This is a genomic window from Bradyrhizobium sp. 14AA (assembly GCF_054185205.1).
Genome location: NZ_JAVAYM010000001.1, coordinates 151,875 through 171,703, shown reverse-complemented (window position 1 = coordinate 171,703; position 19,829 = coordinate 151,875). Strand labels below are relative to the sequence as shown.

The 19,829-nt window shown below is 62.0% G+C and carries 16 protein-coding genes; 4 read left to right on the top strand and 12 right to left on the bottom strand.

Annotation, left to right across the window (positions count from 1 at the left end; genetic code table 11):
* Positions 1-214 precede the first annotated feature (214 nt).
* Complete coding sequence (locus tag RAD15_RS00690) at positions 215-604, bottom strand: hypothetical protein (protein ID WP_458173386.1); 390 nt, start codon at positions 602-604, stop codon at positions 215-217.
* A 16-nt stretch (positions 605-620) separates the two neighbouring features.
* Here RAD15_RS00690 and RAD15_RS00685 point away from each other — a divergent pair, with 16 nt between their 5' ends.
* Entirely contained in the window at positions 621-821 is a 201-nt protein-coding gene (locus RAD15_RS00685) for a hypothetical protein (protein WP_458173384.1), read from the top strand.
* A 470-nt stretch (positions 822-1,291) separates the two neighbouring features.
* Here RAD15_RS00685 and lhpI read toward each other — a convergent pair whose 3' ends face one another.
* The 5 genes from lhpI to hglS all read right to left on the bottom strand — a co-directional run bounded on the left by lhpI (position 1,292) and on the right by hglS (position 8,097).
* Positions 1,292-2,224: a bifunctional Delta(1)-pyrroline-2-carboxylate/Delta(1)-piperideine-2-carboxylate reductase gene (lhpI, locus tag RAD15_RS00680; protein ID WP_458173383.1), complete on the bottom strand. Its 933-nt coding sequence runs from the start codon at positions 2,222-2,224 to the stop codon at positions 1,292-1,294.
* Between the two features lie 242 nt (positions 2,225-2,466).
* A complete protein-coding gene (locus RAD15_RS00675) occupies positions 2,467-3,750 on the bottom strand; it encodes an NAD(P)/FAD-dependent oxidoreductase (RefSeq protein ID WP_458173381.1) in 1,284 nt (427 codons plus the stop codon).
* Positions 3,751-3,763: 13 nt separating this feature from the next.
* Positions 3,764-4,993: a pyridoxal phosphate-dependent aminotransferase gene (locus RAD15_RS00670; protein WP_458173379.1), complete on the bottom strand. Its 1,230-nt coding sequence runs from the start codon at positions 4,991-4,993 to the stop codon at positions 3,764-3,766.
* Between the two features lie 16 nt (positions 4,994-5,009).
* Entirely contained in the window at positions 5,010-6,566 is a 1,557-nt protein-coding gene (amaB, locus tag RAD15_RS00665; protein WP_458173377.1) for an L-piperidine-6-carboxylate dehydrogenase, read from the bottom strand.
* Positions 6,567-6,681: 115 nt separating this feature from the next.
* Entirely contained in the window at positions 6,682-8,097 is a 1,416-nt protein-coding gene (gene hglS / locus RAD15_RS00660; RefSeq protein WP_458173375.1) for a 2-oxoadipate dioxygenase/decarboxylase HglS, read from the bottom strand.
* Positions 8,098-8,200: 103 nt separating this feature from the next.
* Here hglS and RAD15_RS00655 point away from each other — a divergent pair, with 103 nt between their 5' ends.
* The gene (locus RAD15_RS00655; RefSeq protein WP_458173373.1) at positions 8,201-9,133 is read left to right on the top strand and encodes a LysR family transcriptional regulator; all 933 of its coding nucleotides are present in this window, start codon (positions 8,201-8,203) and stop codon (positions 9,131-9,133) included.
* Positions 9,134-9,139: 6 nt separating this feature from the next.
* Here RAD15_RS00655 and RAD15_RS00650 read toward each other — a convergent pair whose 3' ends face one another.
* Positions 9,140-9,829, bottom strand: a complete 690-nt coding sequence (locus tag RAD15_RS00650; protein WP_458173371.1) for a GntR family transcriptional regulator — start codon at positions 9,827-9,829, stop codon at positions 9,140-9,142.
* 166 nt (positions 9,830-9,995) lie between these two features.
* Here RAD15_RS00650 and RAD15_RS00645 point away from each other — a divergent pair, with 166 nt between their 5' ends.
* Both RAD15_RS00645 and RAD15_RS00640 read left to right on the top strand, forming a co-directional pair.
* The gene (locus tag RAD15_RS00645; RefSeq protein WP_458173369.1) at positions 9,996-13,394 is read left to right on the top strand and encodes a molybdopterin-dependent oxidoreductase; all 3,399 of its coding nucleotides are present in this window, start codon (positions 9,996-9,998) and stop codon (positions 13,392-13,394) included.
* A gap of 49 nt (positions 13,395-13,443) precedes the next feature.
* Positions 13,444-14,898, top strand: a complete 1,455-nt coding sequence (locus RAD15_RS00640; protein ID WP_458173367.1) for a short-chain fatty acid transporter — start codon at positions 13,444-13,446, stop codon at positions 14,896-14,898.
* Between the two features lie 1,009 nt (positions 14,899-15,907).
* Here RAD15_RS00640 and RAD15_RS00635 read toward each other — a convergent pair.
* Genes RAD15_RS00635 through RAD15_RS00615 form a run of 5 tightly spaced genes read right to left on the bottom strand, consistent with a single transcriptional unit; the run spans position 15,908 to position 19,805 of the window.
* Complete coding sequence (locus RAD15_RS00635; RefSeq protein WP_458173365.1) at positions 15,908-16,753, bottom strand: ABC transporter substrate-binding protein; 846 nt, start codon at positions 16,751-16,753, stop codon at positions 15,908-15,910.
* A gap of 40 nt (positions 16,754-16,793) precedes the next feature.
* Entirely contained in the window at positions 16,794-17,570 is a 777-nt protein-coding gene (locus RAD15_RS00630; RefSeq protein WP_458173363.1) for an amino acid ABC transporter ATP-binding protein, read from the bottom strand.
* Positions 17,567-18,319, bottom strand: coding sequence for an amino acid ABC transporter permease (locus tag RAD15_RS00625; RefSeq protein ID WP_458173361.1), 753 nt, complete (start codon positions 18,317-18,319; stop codon positions 17,567-17,569). Before RAD15_RS00625 ends, RAD15_RS00630 begins: the two co-directional genes overlap by 4 nt.
* Positions 18,320-18,321: 2 nt before the next feature.
* On the bottom strand, positions 18,322-19,023 hold the full coding sequence (locus tag RAD15_RS00620) for an amino acid ABC transporter permease (protein WP_458173359.1): 702 nt from the start codon (positions 19,021-19,023) through the stop codon (positions 18,322-18,324).
* A gap of 14 nt (positions 19,024-19,037) precedes the next feature.
* Positions 19,038-19,805, bottom strand: a complete 768-nt coding sequence (locus tag RAD15_RS00615; RefSeq protein ID WP_458173357.1) for an SDR family oxidoreductase — start codon at positions 19,803-19,805, stop codon at positions 19,038-19,040.
* Positions 19,806-19,829 lie beyond the last annotated feature (24 nt).

The following is a 19,829-nucleotide window of genomic DNA, read 5'->3' as shown; positions in this document are numbered from 1 at the left end:
TGCGTGATGTTGGAAATGATTGAAGCTCGCTGCGTTGACGGGCCGAACTGCCCAACGCTCGGACGATACGGTCGTAGAGATCGGCGGCAAAGTCAAGCGCGTTGTTGCAGCGAAGATTGCTGCAATTCGCATCGGACGTGTAGCAAAACTGTGCAGCGGAGCCGGCGTTGCGCGCTCCGCGACAGCACCTGGCTTCCGGCGGGACGGCCGGGGTTCAGAGGCGCGATCGCTCGGCGATCTCCTCGCAGGTCAGGAACGAGACCCCGTCGAGCTCACGCAGCCATGACAGCAGCCCGTCGAGCGCGGCAATGCGGCTGGCCCGTGCGCTGCCATAGTCGCTGCGCGGATGCAGCGTCAGCGCGATCAGGCAGCGCTCGCGATACATCGCCTCGATCTCCTCGCGCCACATCTTGACGACCCGGTCATGCGTCTGGCGCTGGGCGTAGAGCGTTGCGTCGATCAGGATCTCCGCGTGAGGCACCTCGATCATGCCGCGGCCGCCGTCGGCGTCGAGCAGGTAGGGATGGTCGTCGTCCTGGAAGCTCGCATCATAGCGATAGCCGAGATCGGCAAGGTGGCGCGAGCTTCCCCATGTCGTCGACATCCGCAACATCGGGCTATTGGCTGCGATCGACCTGAAGGCGCGCGAGGGAGCGCCGGGCGCGCGCGGCGCCGAATGCGCGAGCCGCTGCTATGAGGACGGCATCCTGATCCGCAGCAGCGGCGACACGCTACTGATCTCCCCACCTCTGATCATCGCCGAGGAACAGATCGATGAGATCTTTGCTACCATCCGCCGGGCATTGATCACCATCAGCTGACGGTCGGCCTCCAGCATGATGGGCGCTGCCCGGTCGTTTGAAGGCAATCAAGCGATGCTCTCTCTTCACAACCGCGCCTGACGGATTGACCTGCGCTGGTGCGGTCATGTTGGCTCAGGTTGCGACTTTCCTTGATCTCCCGGTGCACACGTCGTGCACACGCCGTCTTCTAACCGTTTGAAGAATTTGAACTCTCGCTCCAATCCATCATGGGCCAGTTTGAGCGAACTACAGCCAAGAAGATCGACGCCAACGAATTATAGCCCACTTTGCGCCAAGAGCGGACGGTCTTGTAGCCGGACGGCTCAGGCGGCAGTCCACTTCCGAAGCGATCGCGGAACTTTGTTGACGGCGCGGGGGCTACCAAGCGAGCGATCAGCTTTGTTTCCCGTGGACCACAATCCTTTTCATCAATCCATCGTTTCTTTCGGCGCGACAAAGCTCAGGAAGTCTCTCCACGAGCCAGGATCCTACCCGCCTACAAGCAGGGAGGCGGCCGCAAGATCCTCAATCGCCGCTCCGACTGACTTAAACAGCGTGATCTCTTGCTCATCGACACGGCCGGGACGAGCGCCGCTGGTCAACTCGTGCAGATCGCCGCAGACCTTGTCGGCTTGAAAGCGGCCTGCCGCAATCGGCTGGAGCAGATCGCCTGCCTCGGCGAGCGCCCCGCCATAGGTGTCGACAAAGACACGACTGCCGCAAACCGCCTCGTCATCGCTCTCACGCATCTTGGGCGTGAATGCGCCGACGAGATCAAGATGCGTGCCGGGCCGCAGATGCCGGCCCCTTACAAGCGGTTCTGTCGATGTCGTGGCACAACTGACAATGTCCGCCTTGGCCATCGCCGCCGGCAGGTCGTCGACGGGCGCCGCATCGAATCCCTGCTGGGAAAAGGTGCTCGTAAGCTTGGAGGCGCGCTCCGGATCGCGACCCCAAACGAGCACCTGCCGGATCGGCCGCACGGCGCGGTGTGCGCTAGGCAGGCAGGCGGCAACGCGGCCGGTCCCGATGAGGAGTAGCGTCGCGCTGTTCTCGCGCGAGAGATGCCGCGAGGCGAGCGCAGAGGCGGCGGCCGTGCGACGGTTGGTCAGCGCCTCGCCGTCGATCATCGCACGCGGCTGTCCGGTCGCGCCATCGAACAGGATATAGAGCGATGACACCGCCCCGAGACCACGTGAGGCATTGCCTGGAAACACCGTGACGACTTTCACGCCGAGCGCCTTTCCACGCTCCCAAGCCGGCATCAGCAAGAGGTGACCAGGACTGCCGGATTGCCCGACCTCATGGCTCTGCCGCACTGGCATGGCCTCACCGTTCTGCCGGAAAACACTGCCCAGTGCGTCGATCAGCCGGGGATAATCGAGGCTCGCCTCGACTTCGGCCGCAGAATAATAATGCAACAACTTTCCCTCTCGTTTCAATCGACGTAAGACCCGTGCAGGCCCAGACGATCTCCGGATCCTCTTCGCTGCGCGAGATGATGGCGCACACCCATCTTGCTGTCAAAGCGAGCGCTGTCGCCTGCGTTGAGATGGAGAGAACGGCGCGCAGCGGCCTTGCCTTCATAGGTCCGTGCCGCCCGCGCCGCCTTTAAACAATGCAACACCTCCGGATGGACGCCAACGTGCTGGTGCTATCGAAATCAGCGACGAGCTTCGGTCAAATGAACGAGCTGCGATCCTGTACGATAGAGCTGCTCCCGTGCTGCGCGAAAGCGCGGTGCCTCGACCGCAGCGATCGGAAGCGGAAGGTCTTGCTCTGCAACATGCCCCAGCACATAGGATGCCAGAACACCACCAAAGACCGTGCCCGGCGCGATGCCGCGACCATTGTATCCGCTGAACGCAACTACATTCCGGTCGAGCTTGTGAAAGCGTGGCAGATTATCCGACGTCATGCCGATCATGCCGAACCAGCCGGCCTGGAATTCGATCTCGGCAAGTTGCGGAAACAGCTTGCGCAACGAGCGGATCGCCCAGGCGCGATGGATCGCAGCGCCGCTTCCCTCCAGCGCGCCGACGCTGCCATAGACAAGACGGCCGGCGCGGTCGAAGCGGAACGAGCTGAGCACCTGCTTCGTGTCCCAGGCGCCCTGCCGCTCCGGCAGGATCGACGCGCGCAAATTGTCGGACAAGGGTCGGGTCGCGAAATTGAAGTAAGGCAGATGAACTTGTTCCTGCCGGACCTGCGACCACGGCCCGCGCGCATAGGCATCGGTGGCGACGATCACCCAATCGGCGCGCACCGAGCCCGAGGCCGTGGCAACCATCCAGCGCGCGCCATGATCGACGGCGGAAACAACCGGGCTCCCGGTGAATATCGCCGCCCCCGCCGCAAGCGCGGCGCGCGCCAGGCCGCGCACATAGGCGAGCGGCTGAATCGTGCCGGCGCGCTTGTCGAGCAGGGCGCACGTATAATCACCGCCGCCGATCTTGCGCCGCGTCTCGTCGGTGCCGAGCACCTCGACCGGCGCGGCACGCCGCTGCCATTGCTTGGCCCGCGCCTCGATCTCTTCGCGGCCCTTGCGGCCGACGGCGCAATGCAGCGTGCCCGTGCGTTCTACCTCGCATGCTATGTCGTGCTTTTCGATCAAGTCGAACACTTTCTGCGGCCCACTGCCGAGCAGTTCGATCAGGCGTTCGCCAAAAGTTTCGCCGAGGGCGCCAGCGAGCGTGTCCGGCATCACCCACATCCCGGCATTCACCAGGCCGACATTGCGTCCCGAACCACCGAAGCCAATCTCCGACGCCTCCAGGACGGCGACGCACGCGCCGCCCTCGGCAAGGTGAAGGGCCGACGACAGGCCGGTATATCCACCACCGATGATGGCGACATCGACATCCAACTCACCGGCCAGAGACGCGGTTTGAGGCGCGGCCGGCGCCGTCAACTCCCATAGTCCGTGCGATGTCGGATCGCCCTGCATCAGGAAGCTCCCTCTAGCCCAACCGGCCAACCGCATGGGCGATGCGCCAACAGGCCTCCTCAAGTTCAGCGGTCGAGGTGGCGTAGGAAATCCGGAAGTACGGCGCAAGCCCAAATGCCGATCCCGGCACCACGGCGACGCCGACGCTGCGCAGGAGATATTCGGCGAATTCTGTGTCGGTCGCGATGCGCCGGCCATCCGGCGTGGTGCGGCCAAGCAATCCCGCGCAGCTTGCGAAGGTATAGAACGCGCCTTCCGGCATGCGGCAGGTGATGCTGTCGATCCCGTTCAGCGCCGCGACGACGAGATCGCGCCGGGCTTGGAAGGCGCAGCATCGCTCTCTCACGATGTCCATCGGACCGTCAAGCGCGGCAATCGCAGCGGCCTGGCTGATCGACGACGGACACGACGTCGACTGGCTCTGCACCACCGCCATGGCCCGGATCAGCGCACGCGGACCGCCCGCATAGCCGATGCGCCAGCCCGTCATCGCGTACGCCTTGGAGACGCCGTTGACGGTGAGGATACGATCGCGCAGCGCGGGCGCGATCGCGGCCGGTGTGGTGAACTGGAAGTCGTCGTAGACGATGTGCTCGTAGATGTCGTCGACCATCAACCAGACATGCGGATGCTCGAGCAGAACATCCAGGAGCGGTCTATAGTCGGCCTCTGCGTAAGCAGCTCCGGACGGGTTCGACGGCGAGTTCAGCATCACCCAGCGGGTCCGCGGCGTGATCGCCCGCGCCAGATCGTCCGCCGTCAGGCGAAAGCCGTTAGCCTCCTGACAGGGGACCAGCACCGGCTTGCCGCCTGCGATCAGCACGATGTCGGCATAGGTCACCCAATAGGGCGTCGGGATGATGACCTCATCGCCCCCATCGAGCGTCGCCATCATGGCGTTGAACAGGATCTGCTTCGCCCCGGCTGCAACCGTGATCTCGTCGGGTGCGAAGTCGAGGCCGTTGTCGTTCTTGAACTTTGCACGGATCGCCACCTTCAATTCGGGCGTGCCGTCGAGCGCGGTGTATTTCGTCGCGCCTGCCCGCATGGCGCGCGCCGCTGCGTCCTTGACGTGATCGGGCGTGTCGAAATCGGGCTCGCCGGTGCCGAGCACGATGACGTCCCGCCCTTCTCGCTTCAGCTCCGTGGCAAGGCCGGTGATCTTCAAGATCTCCGATACGCCGATCGCCGACAGGCGGCTTGAGGGTCGGAACAGCGACCATGTTGCAAAGGGAGCATTCACGTCTTTTGCGCCTCTCTTAGACCACGTCGAATTTGACGCCCTGCGCAAGCGGCAGCGTCCGGCCGTAATTGATGGTGTTGGTGGCGCGGCGCATATAGGCCTTCCACGAATCGGAGCCGGATTCGCGGCCGCCGCCGGTTTCCTTCTCTCCACCGAATGCGCCGCCGATTTCCGCGCCGGACGGGCCGATATTGACGTTGGCGATGCCACAATCGGAGCCGCGCACCGACAGGAAGGTTTCGGCCTCGCGCAGATCGTTGGTGAAGATCGACGACGATAACCCCTGCGGCACGGCGTTGTGCATGGCGAGCACGGCATCGAAATCGCTGTATTTGATCACGTAAAGGATGGGCGCGAAGGTCTCCTGCTCGACCGGCCCCGTCTGCGTCGCCATCTCGACCAGTGCCGGGCGGACATAATAGGCGTCGGAAGCGCCTTCAACCGCGACGCGTTCGCCACCGTGCACTTGTCCGCCTGCGGCCTTCGCCCCTTCGAGCGCGCTCTGCATGCCTCGATAGGCTGCGCCGTCAATCAGCGGGCCAACCAGCGTTCCGCTTTCGAGAGGATTGCCGACCGTCACCGACGCGTAGGCGCGCATCAGACGCGGCACGAAACCGTCATAGACGCTCTCGTGCACGAACAATCGGCGCAGCGTCGTGCAACGCTGACCGGCAGTACCCATCGCCGCAAACGCAACACCGCGCAGCGTCAGGTCGAGGTCGGCGGTGGGCGCGATGATCGCCCCATTGTTGCCGCCAAGTTCGAGAATAGAGCGCGCGAAACGCTTGGCAAGGCGCGGGCCGACCGCGCGGCCCATCGCTGTGGATCCGGTGGCCGATACCAGTGGCACCTTGGCATGATCGACCAATGTCTCACCGATGTCACGGCCGCCGATCAACACGGCCGAAAGTCCTTCCGGAGCGCTGCCGCCGTCCTGCCTGAAGCGCGCCAGCGCGCGCTCGAACAGCGCCTGGGTCGCGAGCGCGGTCAACGGGGTCTTCTCCGACGGTTTCCACACGGTGCTGTTGCCGCATACCAGCGCCAGCGCGGCATTCCAGGCCCACACGGCAACCGGGAAGTTGAACGCGGAGATGATGCCGGTGACGCCGAGCGGATGCCAGCTTTCCATCATGCGATGTTCGCCACGTTCGGTCGCGATGGTGAGACCATAAAGCTGGCGCGACAGACCCATTGCGAAATCGCAGATGTCGATCATCTCCTGGACTTCGCCGAGGCCCTCGGATGTGATCTTGCCGACCTCGATCGAGACCAGTCGGCCGAGCGCATCCTTGTTGGCGCGCAGTTCCTCGCCCAGCAGCCGCACCAACTCGCCGCGTTTCGGCGCCGGCACCAATCTCCAGCTACGAAAAGCCACGTCTGCACGTTCGATATCAGCGTTAGCTCCCGCGACGCTGGTTTCCTCAACCTCCGCGATGACCTCGCCGGTGATCGGCGATCGCACCGCGAGGGAGCCCTTCGTGTAGCTGCCCCGACCGACACCAAGTGTCGCAAGAAGCGCATCAGTTTCCATGGCGAGATCGAGGTTGCGGGCCTGTGTGTTCGTGACGGACATAGCGGTTTTCCGAAGCTCGGCGTTGATTTGGATGGTCGCAGTCGCGCTGGTCATGCGCGCGAGACCGTTTCTTGATCCAACTGAAGTGGTGCTTTCGTCAATGTTTATTCCTTCCTCACGCGGTCGCCTGGAGTCGGGATTTGGACAAGCCGAGCTCATTTAACGCTCGATCGATCGAGGCTCTCTCTAGTTGCGCATAGAGTTCCAGCTCATCGTGAACGGCCGCCCCCAGCGCCGCCTCGAACGCAGCCCGGTTCGAATCCGCGGCGTAGCTCTTCTGGACCTCGTCGCCGAGGTTGGACTGGAAGATGCCGGCGGCGCTGACCGGGAGGAAGTCCTCATACACGATCGGATCAACACGAAGATAACCTGTCGCGACCAATTGATCGACCGACATGGCGGATACCGAACCCTCGCGTTGCGCAATCCCGGCTTCTGTCACCGAATAGCGAAAGAACGCCAGCCCCTGGGCACGGAGTTCGGTCCAGTCGTCGGGAAACGACCCGAACCGTCTCGACAGCTCCGCTCCATATTCGCCTGCGTTCGCACCTGCCGCGCCGACCTGAACATCGCGGCGGACGGATGCCAGCAGCGTGTCGTAGAGCCTGCGTCCCTTGGCGGTGAGCGCCACACCGCGCTGTTCGATCTCGCCAAAACGCGCGGTATGCGTGCCCTCGACGCCTTCGCCAACATCGTCCTTGAAAGCGATCGGCTCTTCCAGTGCCTTGAAGCTTGTTTGACGCAGCAGGATCGGACATTTGCGCCGCGGCGGCCCCTCGATTACGGCCTTGGGCGCAATCCCATAGCCAGGCATGCCCGCCTGGACGGCGTCGATATCGAGGGTACGCGGCGTGAGATGGTTGATATGCGGCCCCCGGAAGCTGACGACATCGGCGATCAGGCGATGAGCGTCGTGCAGCTTGCGATAGATCGCAAGACTGACCGTTGCATCGCTGTGCCAGCGAAACGTCTCCAGCGCCTCGCTGATGAATTCCTCCGCCCGCTCCTGCGTCAGACCGCCTTCGGCCTCGCAGATCGCCACCAGCTCGAGCACGCGCGGCGTAAATATCCGGCGCGCGGCCAGGACAGCTTCAGCCTCAGCACGAAGCGCAGCATCATCGATAAGGTCGAGACGCAACAACGACGTGAACACCCGAAACGGATTTTGACGGAGCGCTTCATATTTGATCGGGCGAAACGCGGTCGAATGCACCGGCACTCCAGCGACGGACAGATCGTAATAGCCGACCGGATGCATGCCCATCACGGCGAAGACACGCCGAATGTCGAATAGCTCCTGTGCGGTGCCGAGCCGGATGGCGCCGTGACGTTCGATGCTCAGCCGTTCCGCTTCGCCGTTCTGTTTGAGGCTCGCGCTCAATCCGGCATCGGCGCGCAGCGTTGCAGCATTGACCTCGGCGACCAAATGCAGGAGCGCGCCATATTGGGGGACCTCGGCCCGGTACATCTCAGACATCGCACGTGAGAACATGGTGCGGATGTCGTCGGATCGGATCGGCCGCACGGCCATCGCTATCTCCTCGCTGAGCCGAGGCCTATAGCGCCTCGTCGAATTCATGCCATTTACGTATCTTTGATTTCGATTATCCTTGTGTTTTCAGTGCAATCAAACAATGATTGCTCAACAGTTCATTCCATTTCGGAATATGATGCTAACATCGCGCCGCTTTCTTCCGTCCACCGCACTGCTTGCCGCCTTCGAAGCTGCCGCGCGAACCGGGAGCGTGACATTGGCCGCACGCGAGCTCAGCCTGACCCAGAGCGCCGTCAGTCGGCAGATCAAATTGCTGGAGGAGCAGCTCGAGGTAGAGCTGTTCGCCCGCGAACGCCAGACCATCCGCCTGACCGCGGCTGGCGAAGCCTATGCACGCGATATCCGCGATGCGCTGCGCAAGATCAGCACAGCGTCATTCAATCTGCGCGCCAATCCCCGCGGCGGCACGCTCAATCTCGCGATCCTGCCCACCTTCGGCACGCGCTGGCTCGCGCCGCGGCTGCCCGAATTTCTGGCCAAGAATCCGGGCGTCACGATCAACCTTGCAACGCGCCTGTCGTACTTCGATTTCCGCACCGAAGCGCTGGACGCCGCGATCCATTTTGGACCGCGGGACTGGCCCGGCGCGGAAATGGTGCTGTTGCGCGCGGAGGAGGTCATCCCCGCATGCAGCCCCGCGCTGAAGCAGCAGCATGATTTTCGCGCAGCAAGAGACCTGAAACAAGCATCGCTGCTAAGCATATCGACACGCCCGAATGCCTGGGATCATTGGTTCCAGGCCCAGAGCGTGCCGGGCGGATCGGGACAGACGATGTATTTTGATCAGTTCGCCACCGTGGCCCAAGCGGCGATGGTAGGTGTTGGCGTCGCGCTGTTGCCAACTTTCCTGATCCAGGATGAGTTGGCCAGTGGCAAGCTGGTTTACGCGCTCGACCTGCCCATGGAGAGCGCCGAACGGTATTATCTCGTTTGGCCGCCGGAACGGTCGAGCCACCCTCCCCTCGTCGTATTTCGCGATTGGCTGCTGGCTGAAACCGCCGCCGACCGCTGATGGCGTCTATCGGCCGTGACCGCGACTGGCGACAATCGGCTCGCGTGGGTTGGCCATCCGGGACAAGGCCTCGACGAAGATCGGCTCCCACGCCCTGATATGGCGCTTCAGAAGACTGGTGAGGGCTTCTTCTTTGCCGGCCATTGCGAGCTCAATGATCTGGTAGTGCTCGGCGGCGGATTCATTCTGGCGGGCAAGACCCGCGCGCGACTTGATGCCGTAAAGCCGCATCTGATCACGCAATCCCATCACCATGTCGGTCAGACGTGCGTTGTCCGCCTCCGCCGTCAGCAATCGGTGAAAGTTTCGATCCGCCTCGAGATAGAGCCTCATGTCTTCCGCCTTGACCGCGCGCGCAACCTCATCGGCAAAGGGAATAAGCTTCCTGAGATTCTTCTTCGGCTTGCGCGCAACGATCGCCGCCGCATGGAGTTCCAGCACCTCTCTTAGATCGAACAAATTGCGGAGCTCGGTCAGCGTCGGCTCAACCACCTTGAAGCCTCGATTGCGCATCGGCTCGATCAATCCGCTGCGCGCCAGCTCGAGCAGCGCTTCCCTGACCGGGGTGCTCGACACACCGAGACTCGCGGCCAGCGTCGGCACCGAATACATCGATCCCGGCATGCTCTGGCCGGAAATGATCTCCGCGCGCACCTGCTGTAGCACCTGCTCCCGTAAATTCTGGTCCATTCCCATCCCGCTTCGCCGGCCCCGGAATCATCCGGCTCGTCGCCGGCACAATAGTCAGGTTTTGCCACAGCACAATAAAAGGGCTTGACGAGGGATACACCCCAGGTGATGCTTATGTAGCGCCTTACAGTAATGCACTACTATTGGCCTTTTGGACGGTGTGAGCCCTCTCATGCAGCGCGTACCCGGCTATTGCACACTCTGCCGATCCCGCTGCGGCTCGACCACAGTGATCGAGAACGGGCGGCTGATAGGTGTCGAGCCCCTGCACGGCCATCCGACGGGCGGAGCGCTTTGCGCGAAAGGCCGCGCCGCGCCTGAGATGGTGCACAGCCCGCGCCGTCTGACCCAGCCCCTTCGCCGGACCGCGCCCCGGGACGCTGCGGATCCCGGCTGGATCGAAATTTCGTGGGACGAGGCCTTCGACGAGATCGCCCAAAAGCTGGGCGACATTCGCAAGACGTCCGGCGCCGAAGCAGTTGCTTTCGCCCTCACCACGCCGAGCGGTACACCCATGGTCGACAGTTCCGAATGGGTCGAGCGCTTCATCCGCTGCTTCGGCAGCCCAAACCTGATCTACGCGATCGAAATCTGCGGTTGGCACAAGGACTTTGCCCATGCCTTGACCTTCGGACGCGGTATCGGCGTTCCCGACTACGAGCGTGCCGATGCCATTGTGCTGTGGGGTCATAATCCGGCCCGCACTTGGCTTGCCCAGGCCACACGCGTTGCAGATGCAAGGCGCCGCGGGGCGCGCGTTGCAGTAGTCGATCCCAAGCCGAACGGATCCGGGCAACAAGCCGACGTCTGGTTGCGCATCCGTCCCGGTGCGGACGGCGCGCTGGCGATGGGCGCAATTCGACACCTCATCACGACGGAAACGTACGACGCAGACTTCGTGAGGCGTTGGACCAACGGACCGTTGCTGCTCGATACTGGCACAGGCCGCTTCATTCGGGCGAACGAACTCTGGGCCGATCAATCAAACGACAATTTCGTCACGTTGGACCGATCCGGAGTGGCGCGTGCCGTCGATACCCGTGCGGCAGCGCAAGATGATGCGTCCTGCGAATTGGACGCCCGGATTATGCTCACCGCGCGGGACGGCCGTACGATCGCTGCAGCGACAGCCTTCCATCTTCTAAGGGCCGAGGCCGCTCCCTACACCATCGCTCGCGTGGCCGAATTGACCTGGCTCGGCGCCGGCAAGATCGCAGCCTTCTATGAGCTATTCGAGAACAGCCCCCGGCTCGCATATCATTCCTGGACTGGCGTTGGTCAGCACACCAATGCGACCATGATCGAGCGCGCAATCGCGACGCTCTACGCGCTCACGGGCGCCTGCGATATCCCGGGAGGGAATGTCTGGCCGGCACCGCCTCCAACACGCACCGTCAACGATTATGCCTTGTTGCCGCCCGAGCAGAAAGCCAAGGCGCTGGGCCTCAACGAACTACCGCTCGGCCCGCCGCGGCATGGATGGATCACCGCACGGGATTTCAGCCGTGCGGTTCTGACCGGCGAACCATACCGGGTCCAGGCGCTGATGAGCTTCGGTACCAACTTCATCGTGTCGCAGGGCGCTTCTTCCCGCAATCGCGAGGCGCTGCGCGCGCTCGATTTCCACGTCCATGTCGACATGTTCATCAACCCGACCGGCGAAAACGCTGACATCCTGCTACCGGCCAACATGCCGTGGGAACGAGATGCCCTCAAAATCGGCTTCGAGATCACACAAGAAGCAGTCGAGACGATCCAGTTCCGCCCCCAGATGCTGCCGAGGCTTGGCGCCTGCAAAGCAGACTATGAGATTGCAGCCGATCTTGCGGTCAGGCTGGGCCTTGCCGATGAGTTCTTCGGCGGCGACATTCACGCCGGCTGGAATTATCAGCTCGCCCCTCTCGGTGTGACAGTCGAAGAATTGCGCCGGCATCCCGAAGGCCTACGTTTCCCACAGCTCCTGCGCCACAAAAAATACGGGCTGCCGCAACAGGACGGCACGGTCGCGGGCTTTGCCACAACCACACGCCGCGTCGAGATCTATTCGGAACTGATGCTCGAACATGGCTACGCGCCGTTACCAGGCCATGTCGAGCCCGCCGAAAGTCCACTCGCAGAGCGCGCCGACAGCCGCTTTCCACTGGTGCTCACGACGGCCAAAAGCGGCTGGTTCGTGCACAGCTCGCATCGTCACGTCGCCTCCCTTCGCAGGAAGACGCCTGATCCTGCTGTCGAGATCAGCCCAACGCTAGCCGCTGGGCGCGGCCTGAAGGACGGTGACTGGGCTATCGTCACAACCTTGGCCGGCGACGTCCGGCTGCGCGTGCGGCTGAACGAAGCCCTCGACGATCGCGTCGCCGTCGCCGAGTTCGGCTGGTGGGAGGATTGTCCTCCGCTGGGACGTGATGCGATGTCGTCCGCCGGATATCCGACGTCGAATATGAACGATGCCTTGAGCGATGTGACACGCGATCCGGTCAGCGGTTCGGTACCGCTGCGCGCTACGACTTGCGACATCCGCAAGGATGAGGTTGCGAGCTGCGGTCACTGGACCAGCAAGCGCAGCTTCGCAGTCGCCGCCATTCGCAGCGAAGCTGACGACGTCGTCGCGATCGACCTAGCGCCACGCGACGGCGGTGCGCTTCCTGCATTTTGTCCGGGACAACACGTCCTGCTAAGCCTGCCAGGACTCGATCTTGCCCGTGCCTATTCACTGACCGGCCACGAGGGCCGGAATGTGCTGTCGATCGCGGTCAAGAAGCGCCGCTCCGACTCCGCTTTTGCCGGCGGTGCGGCTCGCCTGTCCGATCACGTCCATCGTCTGGTGGTCGGCGATGAAGTTCAGATTGAATCGCCGAAGGGCATTTTCACGCCACCGCTAACCGGACGACGGCCGGTAGTCTTTCTTGCTGCAGGAATCGGCATCACGCCCTTTATGGGTCATCTCGAAGCGTTGGCGAGACAGCAACCAGCCGAGCGCATTCCACGGGTTCTGCTGCTTTATGGCTGCCGCAATGGCGGCGAGCATGCCTTTGCCCGGCGGTTGCAGGAGCTCGCGGGCCTCTTGCCGGAGCTCGAGCTTGTCACGGCGTACTCGGCGCCACGTGCGCAAGATCGCTGCCCTGGGGACTACGATTATCCGGGCCGGCTGGACCTGTCGGCAATTGATCCATTGCTGCCGCAGAGACCCCTGACCTATCTGTGCGGCTCGCCAGACTTCACGACGTCGCTGACGACCCGGTTGATCGAGCGGGGCGTGCCGCGCTTCGACATATTCACCGAAGCTTTCGCTTCGCCGCCGATAGTGCCGCGGACACTGAAGCCCCAGACTATCCACATCGCGGACAGCGACAAGAGCTTCACCTGGGCCCCGGAACTCGGAACGCTTCTCGACGCGGCCCAGGCGGCCGGTCTGTCATTGCCGAGCGGCTGCAGGGTCGGCCAGTGCGAGAGCTGCCTGATGCGCGTCGTCGACGGCAACGTCGCACAGCTCGGCGGCGAGGACGCCGCGGCCGACCAGTGCCTGACCTGTCAATCCGTTCCGCTCTCGGAACTGACGCTCGCACGCTGATCGACAATGATGAAATGAACGCAACAGCAACGCGACTATGGGGGCCGCAATGACTGACACGACGGACAAAGCCATCTACCTCGACGACGCACCGGAACGAACCAACTTGCTTGCGAGATTCTCGCAGTACATGGTCGGCTTCGCTGAGCGCTGGTTTCCCGACGCCTACGTGTTCGTACTGATCGCCGTGGTCGTTATCGCGCTCGGGACGATCGTGCATGGCGGATCACCGCTCGCCGTCAGCCGCGCGTTTGGCGACGGCTTCTGGAATCTCATTCCATTCACCATGCAGTTAGCCCTCGCCGCTGTCGGAGGCTATGTAGTTGCGATGTCCCCGCCCGTCTCGGCGTTAATGCGGCGACTGGCTTGCATCCCTTCCAGCGCACGTGGCGCCGTGGTGTTCGTCGGCGTGCTCAGTATCCTTCTGTCACTTCTGAACTGGAGTCTGAGCCTGATCTTCTCTGGCCTCTTGGTGCGCGAGATCGCGCGGCGCAAGGACATAAAACTGGATTATCGCGCGGCCGGCGCGGCGGGCTATCTAGGCCTCGGCTGCGGCTTCACGCTCGGCATCACTTCATCGGTTGCACAGCTTCAAGCGAATGCTGCAAGCATTCCGAGTTCGTTGCTGCCGATCACCGGTGTCATCAGTTTCTCAGAGACGATCCTGACGTGGCAAAACCTGGTGACGATCATCGTCGTGACCGCACTGTCCGCAGCGATCTGTTATCTGACGGCGCCAAATGAGGCCTTGACCAAAACCGCGGAGGATCTCGGCGTCTCTCTCGACGACGACCGCATCGAGCCAAAGAAGCCGTCACGGCCAGGCGACTTTCTTGAGTTCAGTCCAGTGTTGACGATTCTGATCGTAGCACTGGCATCGGGCTGGCTCTGGCAGACCTTTCAATCCGGCAATCCGCTGATCACGTTGTCAGGCCTGAACACCTATAATTTCGTGTTTCTGGTGCTTGGCATTCTCTTGCACTGGCGCCCCCGCAGTCTTCTCGACGCCTTTTCCAAGGGAACTCCGAGCATTTCGGGCCTGCTGCTGCAGTTCCCTTTCTATGCCGGCATCGCTCACGTATTGACCAAGGTGCCGAACAGCAGCGGCCTGACGCTTTCCGACACCATCGCGCACTGGTTTGCACACGTCTCAGTCAACTCCAACGCTTTCTCATTCTTGATCGGGATCTATTCCGCCGTACTCGGCTTCTTCATCCCCTCAGCCGGCGGCAAGTGGCTCATCGAGGCGCCGTACATCATGAAGGCCGCTAATGAGATCGGAGCTCATCTGGGCTGGACCACCATGGTCTACAACATCGCCGAGACGCTGCCGAACTTCATCAACCCGTTCTGGATGCTGCCTCTGCTGGGCGTGCTCGGCTTAAAGTCAAGAGACCTGATTGGCTACACTTCCGTGCAATTCGTCGTGCACTTCCCAATCGTCATGATCCTGGCTGCAATCCTGATGGCGACCTTCACCTATCATCCACCCATTTTGCCGTAATCAATCGAAGAGCCTAGCAACGCGGGATGCCTGTCCTGGCGTCCCGCGCCGATTGCTTTCGCATCAGGTCAACCGCTCGATCCAAAATTGGCTAATCTGAGCAAGCTCAAGCCGAAGAAGGGAATGAGCGCGTCGCGGCTGGTCACGAGCACAGCGTCTCGGCCATTTTCCCTTGTGTAGATGACCGCAACAGCTGACATCACGACGCTTCATTTGCAGACCGAAGTGCTCAGCGAAGTGATCGCCCTGCCGTACGTTCAAAAACCAGCAAACCGAGGCGATCCACTCCCCTTCAGAAGATCTGCTCACATTGGCACTAGTGGGATTTTTCTTGATCTCCCGGTGCACACGTCGTGCACACGCCGCCTTCTCACCGATCGAAATACTTGAACTCTCGCACCAATCCATCATCGGGGCTGTAGAGAATTTCCACCGCAAGCCATTCATTTCATTGATCTATCTTGATACCATTCGATCCTATCACGAGTTGGACCGATGAGGAAATCGAGCCGAGACGCGCTTTGACATATTTTGCCTTTGATCCAAAATCATGTCCCTGAGTTGGAGACCAAAACGCCCAGTTTGCATTCTCAGTGCAACCACACGGCGGCGTTGACTGAGTTCCTCGCAAATTGGCGCTTCGCCGCTGGAGCCATTCCCTTCTCCATTCACATTGGAACGCGAGCGACACAGGGCGAACGCCAAGTGAGACGCACGTTCAATCGGAATTTGGAATCAGCTTCGGCAATGAAGTCAGCATTGATCCAACGCTTCGAGGTATAAGTCCCATGCACACCGACGTGAGCGTGGTTGAGGAAACGCCTCAACAGAAGGTGAGGAACATGATGAAATTGGATCACACCAATCGGTCGAATCCGGAGCTACGAGGATATCGATCGCTCCGACGTCGCGTTCGATAGTCCACACGCCCGGCGAAAGAGCAGACTGCTGGAAGCCTAGCTCAGGATAAAGCTCGCTCTAGTCGATGTGAATGGCACCAATTCACAACTCATGGGAGCGGCGTGAACTTCAGCTGGCTGAGCGGCGCGACCTTGTCGGTACGCGTCATCTTGAATTCGGTGCTCGGACCGAGCCACTTGTCCCAGAGCTGGTTGATCTCGCCGGCCTGGTCCATCGCGAGCAGGGTCTCGTTGATCTTCGCGAGCAGCGCCGGCTCGTCTTTCTTCATGCCGACGCCGATCGGCTGCAGCACCATCGGCTCTTCGATCATCTTCAGCGGCTGCCCGGCCTCCTTGGACTGGTTGACGAGCTTGGTAATGGTCATGGTATTCGCCACCATTCCGACCGCCTTGTTCTGTTGAACCGCCATGAAGGCCGAACCAGTATCGACGAAAGTCAGCGGGTCGGATTCGTTCATCTTGATCGCGAGTTCCGACGTCGATCCTTTGGTCGACGCCAGCCGCTTACCCTTAAAATCGGCTTTGGCGGTCCCGGGGTCGCTCGCCTTCACTGCCAGCATTTCCTTGGCGATGTAATACGGGTCGGAAAACTGGATCTGCTCGGCGCGGCCCAGCGTGTAGGCGAGGTTCGCCACCGTGATGTCGACGTGGCCGAGCTTGACCTCGGGCACGCGCGCCTCGACCGAGAGCGGCGTGACCTTGGCGACAACGCCCCAGCGTTGGGCGATCGCCTTGCAGAGGTCGACGTCGAAGCCGACCATCTCACGTGTCTTGGCATCCGGTGCAGCAAACGGCGGCACGTCCGCAAAGGTTCCGCAGCGCAGCTCCTTGCGCTGGGTGATGTCCGAGAGCTGGTCGGCGCACGCCGCCGACGCGATCCCGGCAAGGCCTGCGATCGCGGCCACCAAGCCGATTGAACGGTTCTTGAAAGACATTTGTGTTCTCCTCCAGGTTGGTCACATCAGGTCAGCGCAGTCACCTTGTGTGTAGGTCCGACAGGAAGCGCTGCGCACGCGGATGTTGTGGTGAGCGGAAGAAGTCGACCGGAGCTCCCGTCTCGAGCACCCTTCCGGCGTCCATGAACCAGACGCGATCGGCGACATCACGCGCGAAGTTCATCTCGTGGGTCACGCACATCATGGTCATTCCATCACGCGCAAGCCCGCGCATGACGGAAAGCACCTCGCCCACCATCTCCGGATCGAGCGCGCTGGTCGGTTCGTCGAACAGCATCGCCGGCGGCTCCATGGCGAGCGCGCGCGCGATCGCGACGCGTTGCTGCTGTCCGCCGGAAAGCTGTCCCGGATAGTTCTGCGCTTTGGCCGAGAGTCCGACCCGGTCCAGCAGCCGAAGTGCGGCTTCGCGCGCGTCGCTGCGCTTGACGCCGTTCACCTTCATCGGCGAAAGCATGACATTGTCGAGCGCACTCAGATGCGGAAACAAGTTGAAGCTCTGGAAAACGAATCCGATGCGGCTGCGCAACTGATTCAGTGCCGCGCCACCCAATTTGGCATGAACGTCCTTGCCCTCGAACAGCACCGAGCCCGACTGGATTTCCTCGAGCCTGTTGACGGTACGGATGAGCGTCGACTTGCCCGAGCCGGACGGCCCGCAGACCACCACCACCTCGCCCTTCTTCACCTCGGCGTTGACGTCGGTCAGCGCGGCCAGCGAACCAAAGAATTTGTGCACAGCGACGAACTGAATCATCGGATCGGCATCCCGGGATGGAGTTTCATGCGACATGGTCATGCCCCTGATGCGCTTGCGGCAGGCAGTGCAGGCACGGCAGCCGGACCTGTGGTTCGGCGCTCGGTAATCCGTCGCTCGACCAGGTTGATGGCCTGCGTCAAGGTCCAGCAAACGATGAAGTAGCTGATGGCAAGAATGAAGTAGACTTCGAACGGCTTGGTCAGCAACCGGTTGTTGATCTGTCCGGCCGCGAAGGTGAGCTCCGGGACGTTGATGATGTAGCCGAGCGTGGTCTCCTTGATGGTCGAGACGAACTGGCTGAGGATGCTCGGGATCATGTTGAACAGCGCCTGCGGCAGAATCACGTAGCGCATCGCGCCGAGACGGCTGTGTCCGAGCGCGCGGGCAGCGTCCATCTGACCTTTTGGCAATGCCTGAATGCCGGCACGCACGATCTCGCTCAGGAATGCGGCTTCATAGCCGACCAGCGTGACCAGCATGGTCGCGAACGCCGGCACGCTATGCCCGATCAAAAGCGGCAGCACGAAATAGACCCACAGGATGATCAGCAGCAGCGGCACGCCGCGGGTGATGTAGACCATGGCCATGACCGGCCAGCGCAGCGCACGCCACGGCGACAGGCTGCCGAGCGCCATCGCGACGCTCAGCGGAAAGGCCAACCCAATGCCGAGGATGGAGAGAATGAGGGTGGCCGCGATCCCGCCAAGCGGGCCGTTCGGATACTGGCCGACGAGCAGCAACAGCCAGTTGTCCCTGACGATCTCGATCATGCTCAGCAGGAGCGACATGATCAGACCGCTCCGGCCATGCGGCTGCGCTGCTCGAGATAGTGACCAAGCCACATCAGCAGCAGCGAGCAGACGAGATAGACGATCGTGGCAATCAGGTAAGTCTCGAACGGACGAAAACTCTGGCTCTCGACCTCCTTGACGGCGTGGGTCAGCTCGGCCACGCCGATCGCCATCGCGAGGCTGGAGTTCTTGAACAAGGAGACCGTATGGTTTACCAGCGCCGGCATCGCGTTGCGGACGGCCTGTGGCAGCAGGATGTAGGCCATGGCTCCGAAATAGCCATGCCCCAGCGCGCGGGCGGCTTCCCACTGCCCCTTCGGCACCGCGCGCAGACCGGAACGCTGATCCTCGCTGAAATACGCGGCCTGGCACAATCCCAAGGCGACGATTGCGAACACCGCTTCGCCATTGTGATCGCCGAGCCACATCTGAACCGAGTCCGGCAGCATGCTCGAAATGCCGAAATACCAGAGCATGAGCTGGACCAGCGTCGGCACATTGCGGTGGTAGGAGACGTAGATCGCGACAAAACCGCTGGCGATCCGGCTCGGCAGCATCCGGACCGCAAGAAGGATCATTCCAAGACTCATCGCCAGCAGCCATGAGCCGATGAAGATGATGAAGGTCATCTTCACCCCATGGACCAGCATCCGGCTGAACTCCGGATTGAGCAGGACGGCCATGAGGTCGAAACCCTTCATCGCGCGCCCCTCATCTAGGTCGGGAGAACGGGTTTTGGGGAGCCCTCGGGGCGAGTGGTCGACAAGCCACCCGGCACTTGCAAGGTCGGTGTGATCTCGATGTAGCCGACATTGACCGCCACTGGCGCGGCAATCGCAAACGCGATTGCGTCGGCAATGTCCTTTGCCTCGGGCAGTTCAAAGCCGTCGATGAAGTTCGCGCGCGTTTCGGCGCTGTCGCCGTGGACATGGGCGAAGATGTCGGTTGCAACCCGGCCGGGGCAGATCTCGGTGACGCGCACGCGCTTGCCGAAGCAATCGACCCTGAGCTGACTGGTCAGCATGCTGACGGCCGCCTTGGTCGCGTGATAGCTCGAGTTTCCCGCAAAGTTGTAAGCGCCGGCAATCGACGTGATGTTCACCACGTGACCGCGATCGCGCTGAGCCATGCCCGGCACGAGCAGACGGCAGAGATGCAGGATCGCGCGCAGGTTGACGTCGACCAGGAGATCGATGTCCTCCGCATCCGCCTGGAGGAACTTCTTCGGCCGGTCGACGCCCGCGCTGTTGACGAGCACGTCAACCTCGAGGCCGTGAGCAAGTTTGGTGATAGCCGCAATATCTCTGACGTCCATCGCGTGCGGGATGCAGCCGGTGCGATCGGCCAGAGCTTTCAGCGCATCCGCGCTCCGCGCGAGCGCATGAACCTTCAGGCCCTCACGCGCCAGGCGCTCGACCACGGCCAGACCGATGCCCGACGAGGCGCCGGTGACGAGAGCAGTCCTGTAGTCGGAGAATGGCATCTGGCTCCTCACCTTCTCAATACG

Excerpts from the sequence above, each read along its gene's own strand:
- RAD15_RS00620 (WP_458173359.1), bottom strand. The coding sequence starts at position 19,023 with ATGAAGGGTTTCGACCTCATGGCCGTCCTGCTCAATCCGGAGTTCAGC.
- RAD15_RS00655 (WP_458173373.1), top strand. The coding sequence starts at position 8,201 with ATGATTGCTCAACAGTTCATTCCATTTCGGAATATGATGCTAACATCG.
- RAD15_RS00640 (WP_458173367.1), top strand. The coding sequence starts at position 13,444 with ATGACTGACACGACGGACAAAGCCATCTACCTCGACGACGCACCGGAA.
- RAD15_RS00630 (WP_458173363.1), bottom strand. The coding sequence starts at position 17,570 with ATGACCATGTCGCATGAAACTCCATCCCGGGATGCCGATCCGATGATT.
- RAD15_RS00625 (WP_458173361.1), bottom strand. The coding sequence starts at position 18,319 with ATGTCGCTCCTGCTGAGCATGATCGAGATCGTCAGGGACAACTGGCTG.
- RAD15_RS00635 (WP_458173365.1), bottom strand. The coding sequence starts at position 16,753 with ATGTCTTTCAAGAACCGTTCAATCGGCTTGGTGGCCGCGATCGCAGGC.
- RAD15_RS00650 (WP_458173371.1), bottom strand. The coding sequence starts at position 9,829 with ATGGGAATGGACCAGAATTTACGGGAGCAGGTGCTACAGCAGGTGCGC.
- RAD15_RS00675 (WP_458173381.1), bottom strand. The coding sequence starts at position 3,750 with ATGCAGGGCGATCCGACATCGCACGGACTATGGGAGTTGACGGCGCCG.
- RAD15_RS00645 (WP_458173369.1), top strand. The coding sequence starts at position 9,996 with ATGCAGCGCGTACCCGGCTATTGCACACTCTGCCGATCCCGCTGCGGC.
- amaB (WP_458173377.1), bottom strand. The coding sequence starts at position 6,566 with ATGTCCGTCACGAACACACAGGCCCGCAACCTCGATCTCGCCATGGAA.
- RAD15_RS00690 (WP_458173386.1), bottom strand. The coding sequence starts at position 604 with ATGTCGACGACATGGGGAAGCTCGCGCCACCTTGCCGATCTCGGCTAT.
- hglS (WP_458173375.1), bottom strand. The coding sequence starts at position 8,097 with ATGGCCGTGCGGCCGATCCGATCCGACGACATCCGCACCATGTTCTCA.
- RAD15_RS00615 (WP_458173357.1), bottom strand. The coding sequence starts at position 19,805 with ATGCCATTCTCCGACTACAGGACTGCTCTCGTCACCGGCGCCTCGTCG.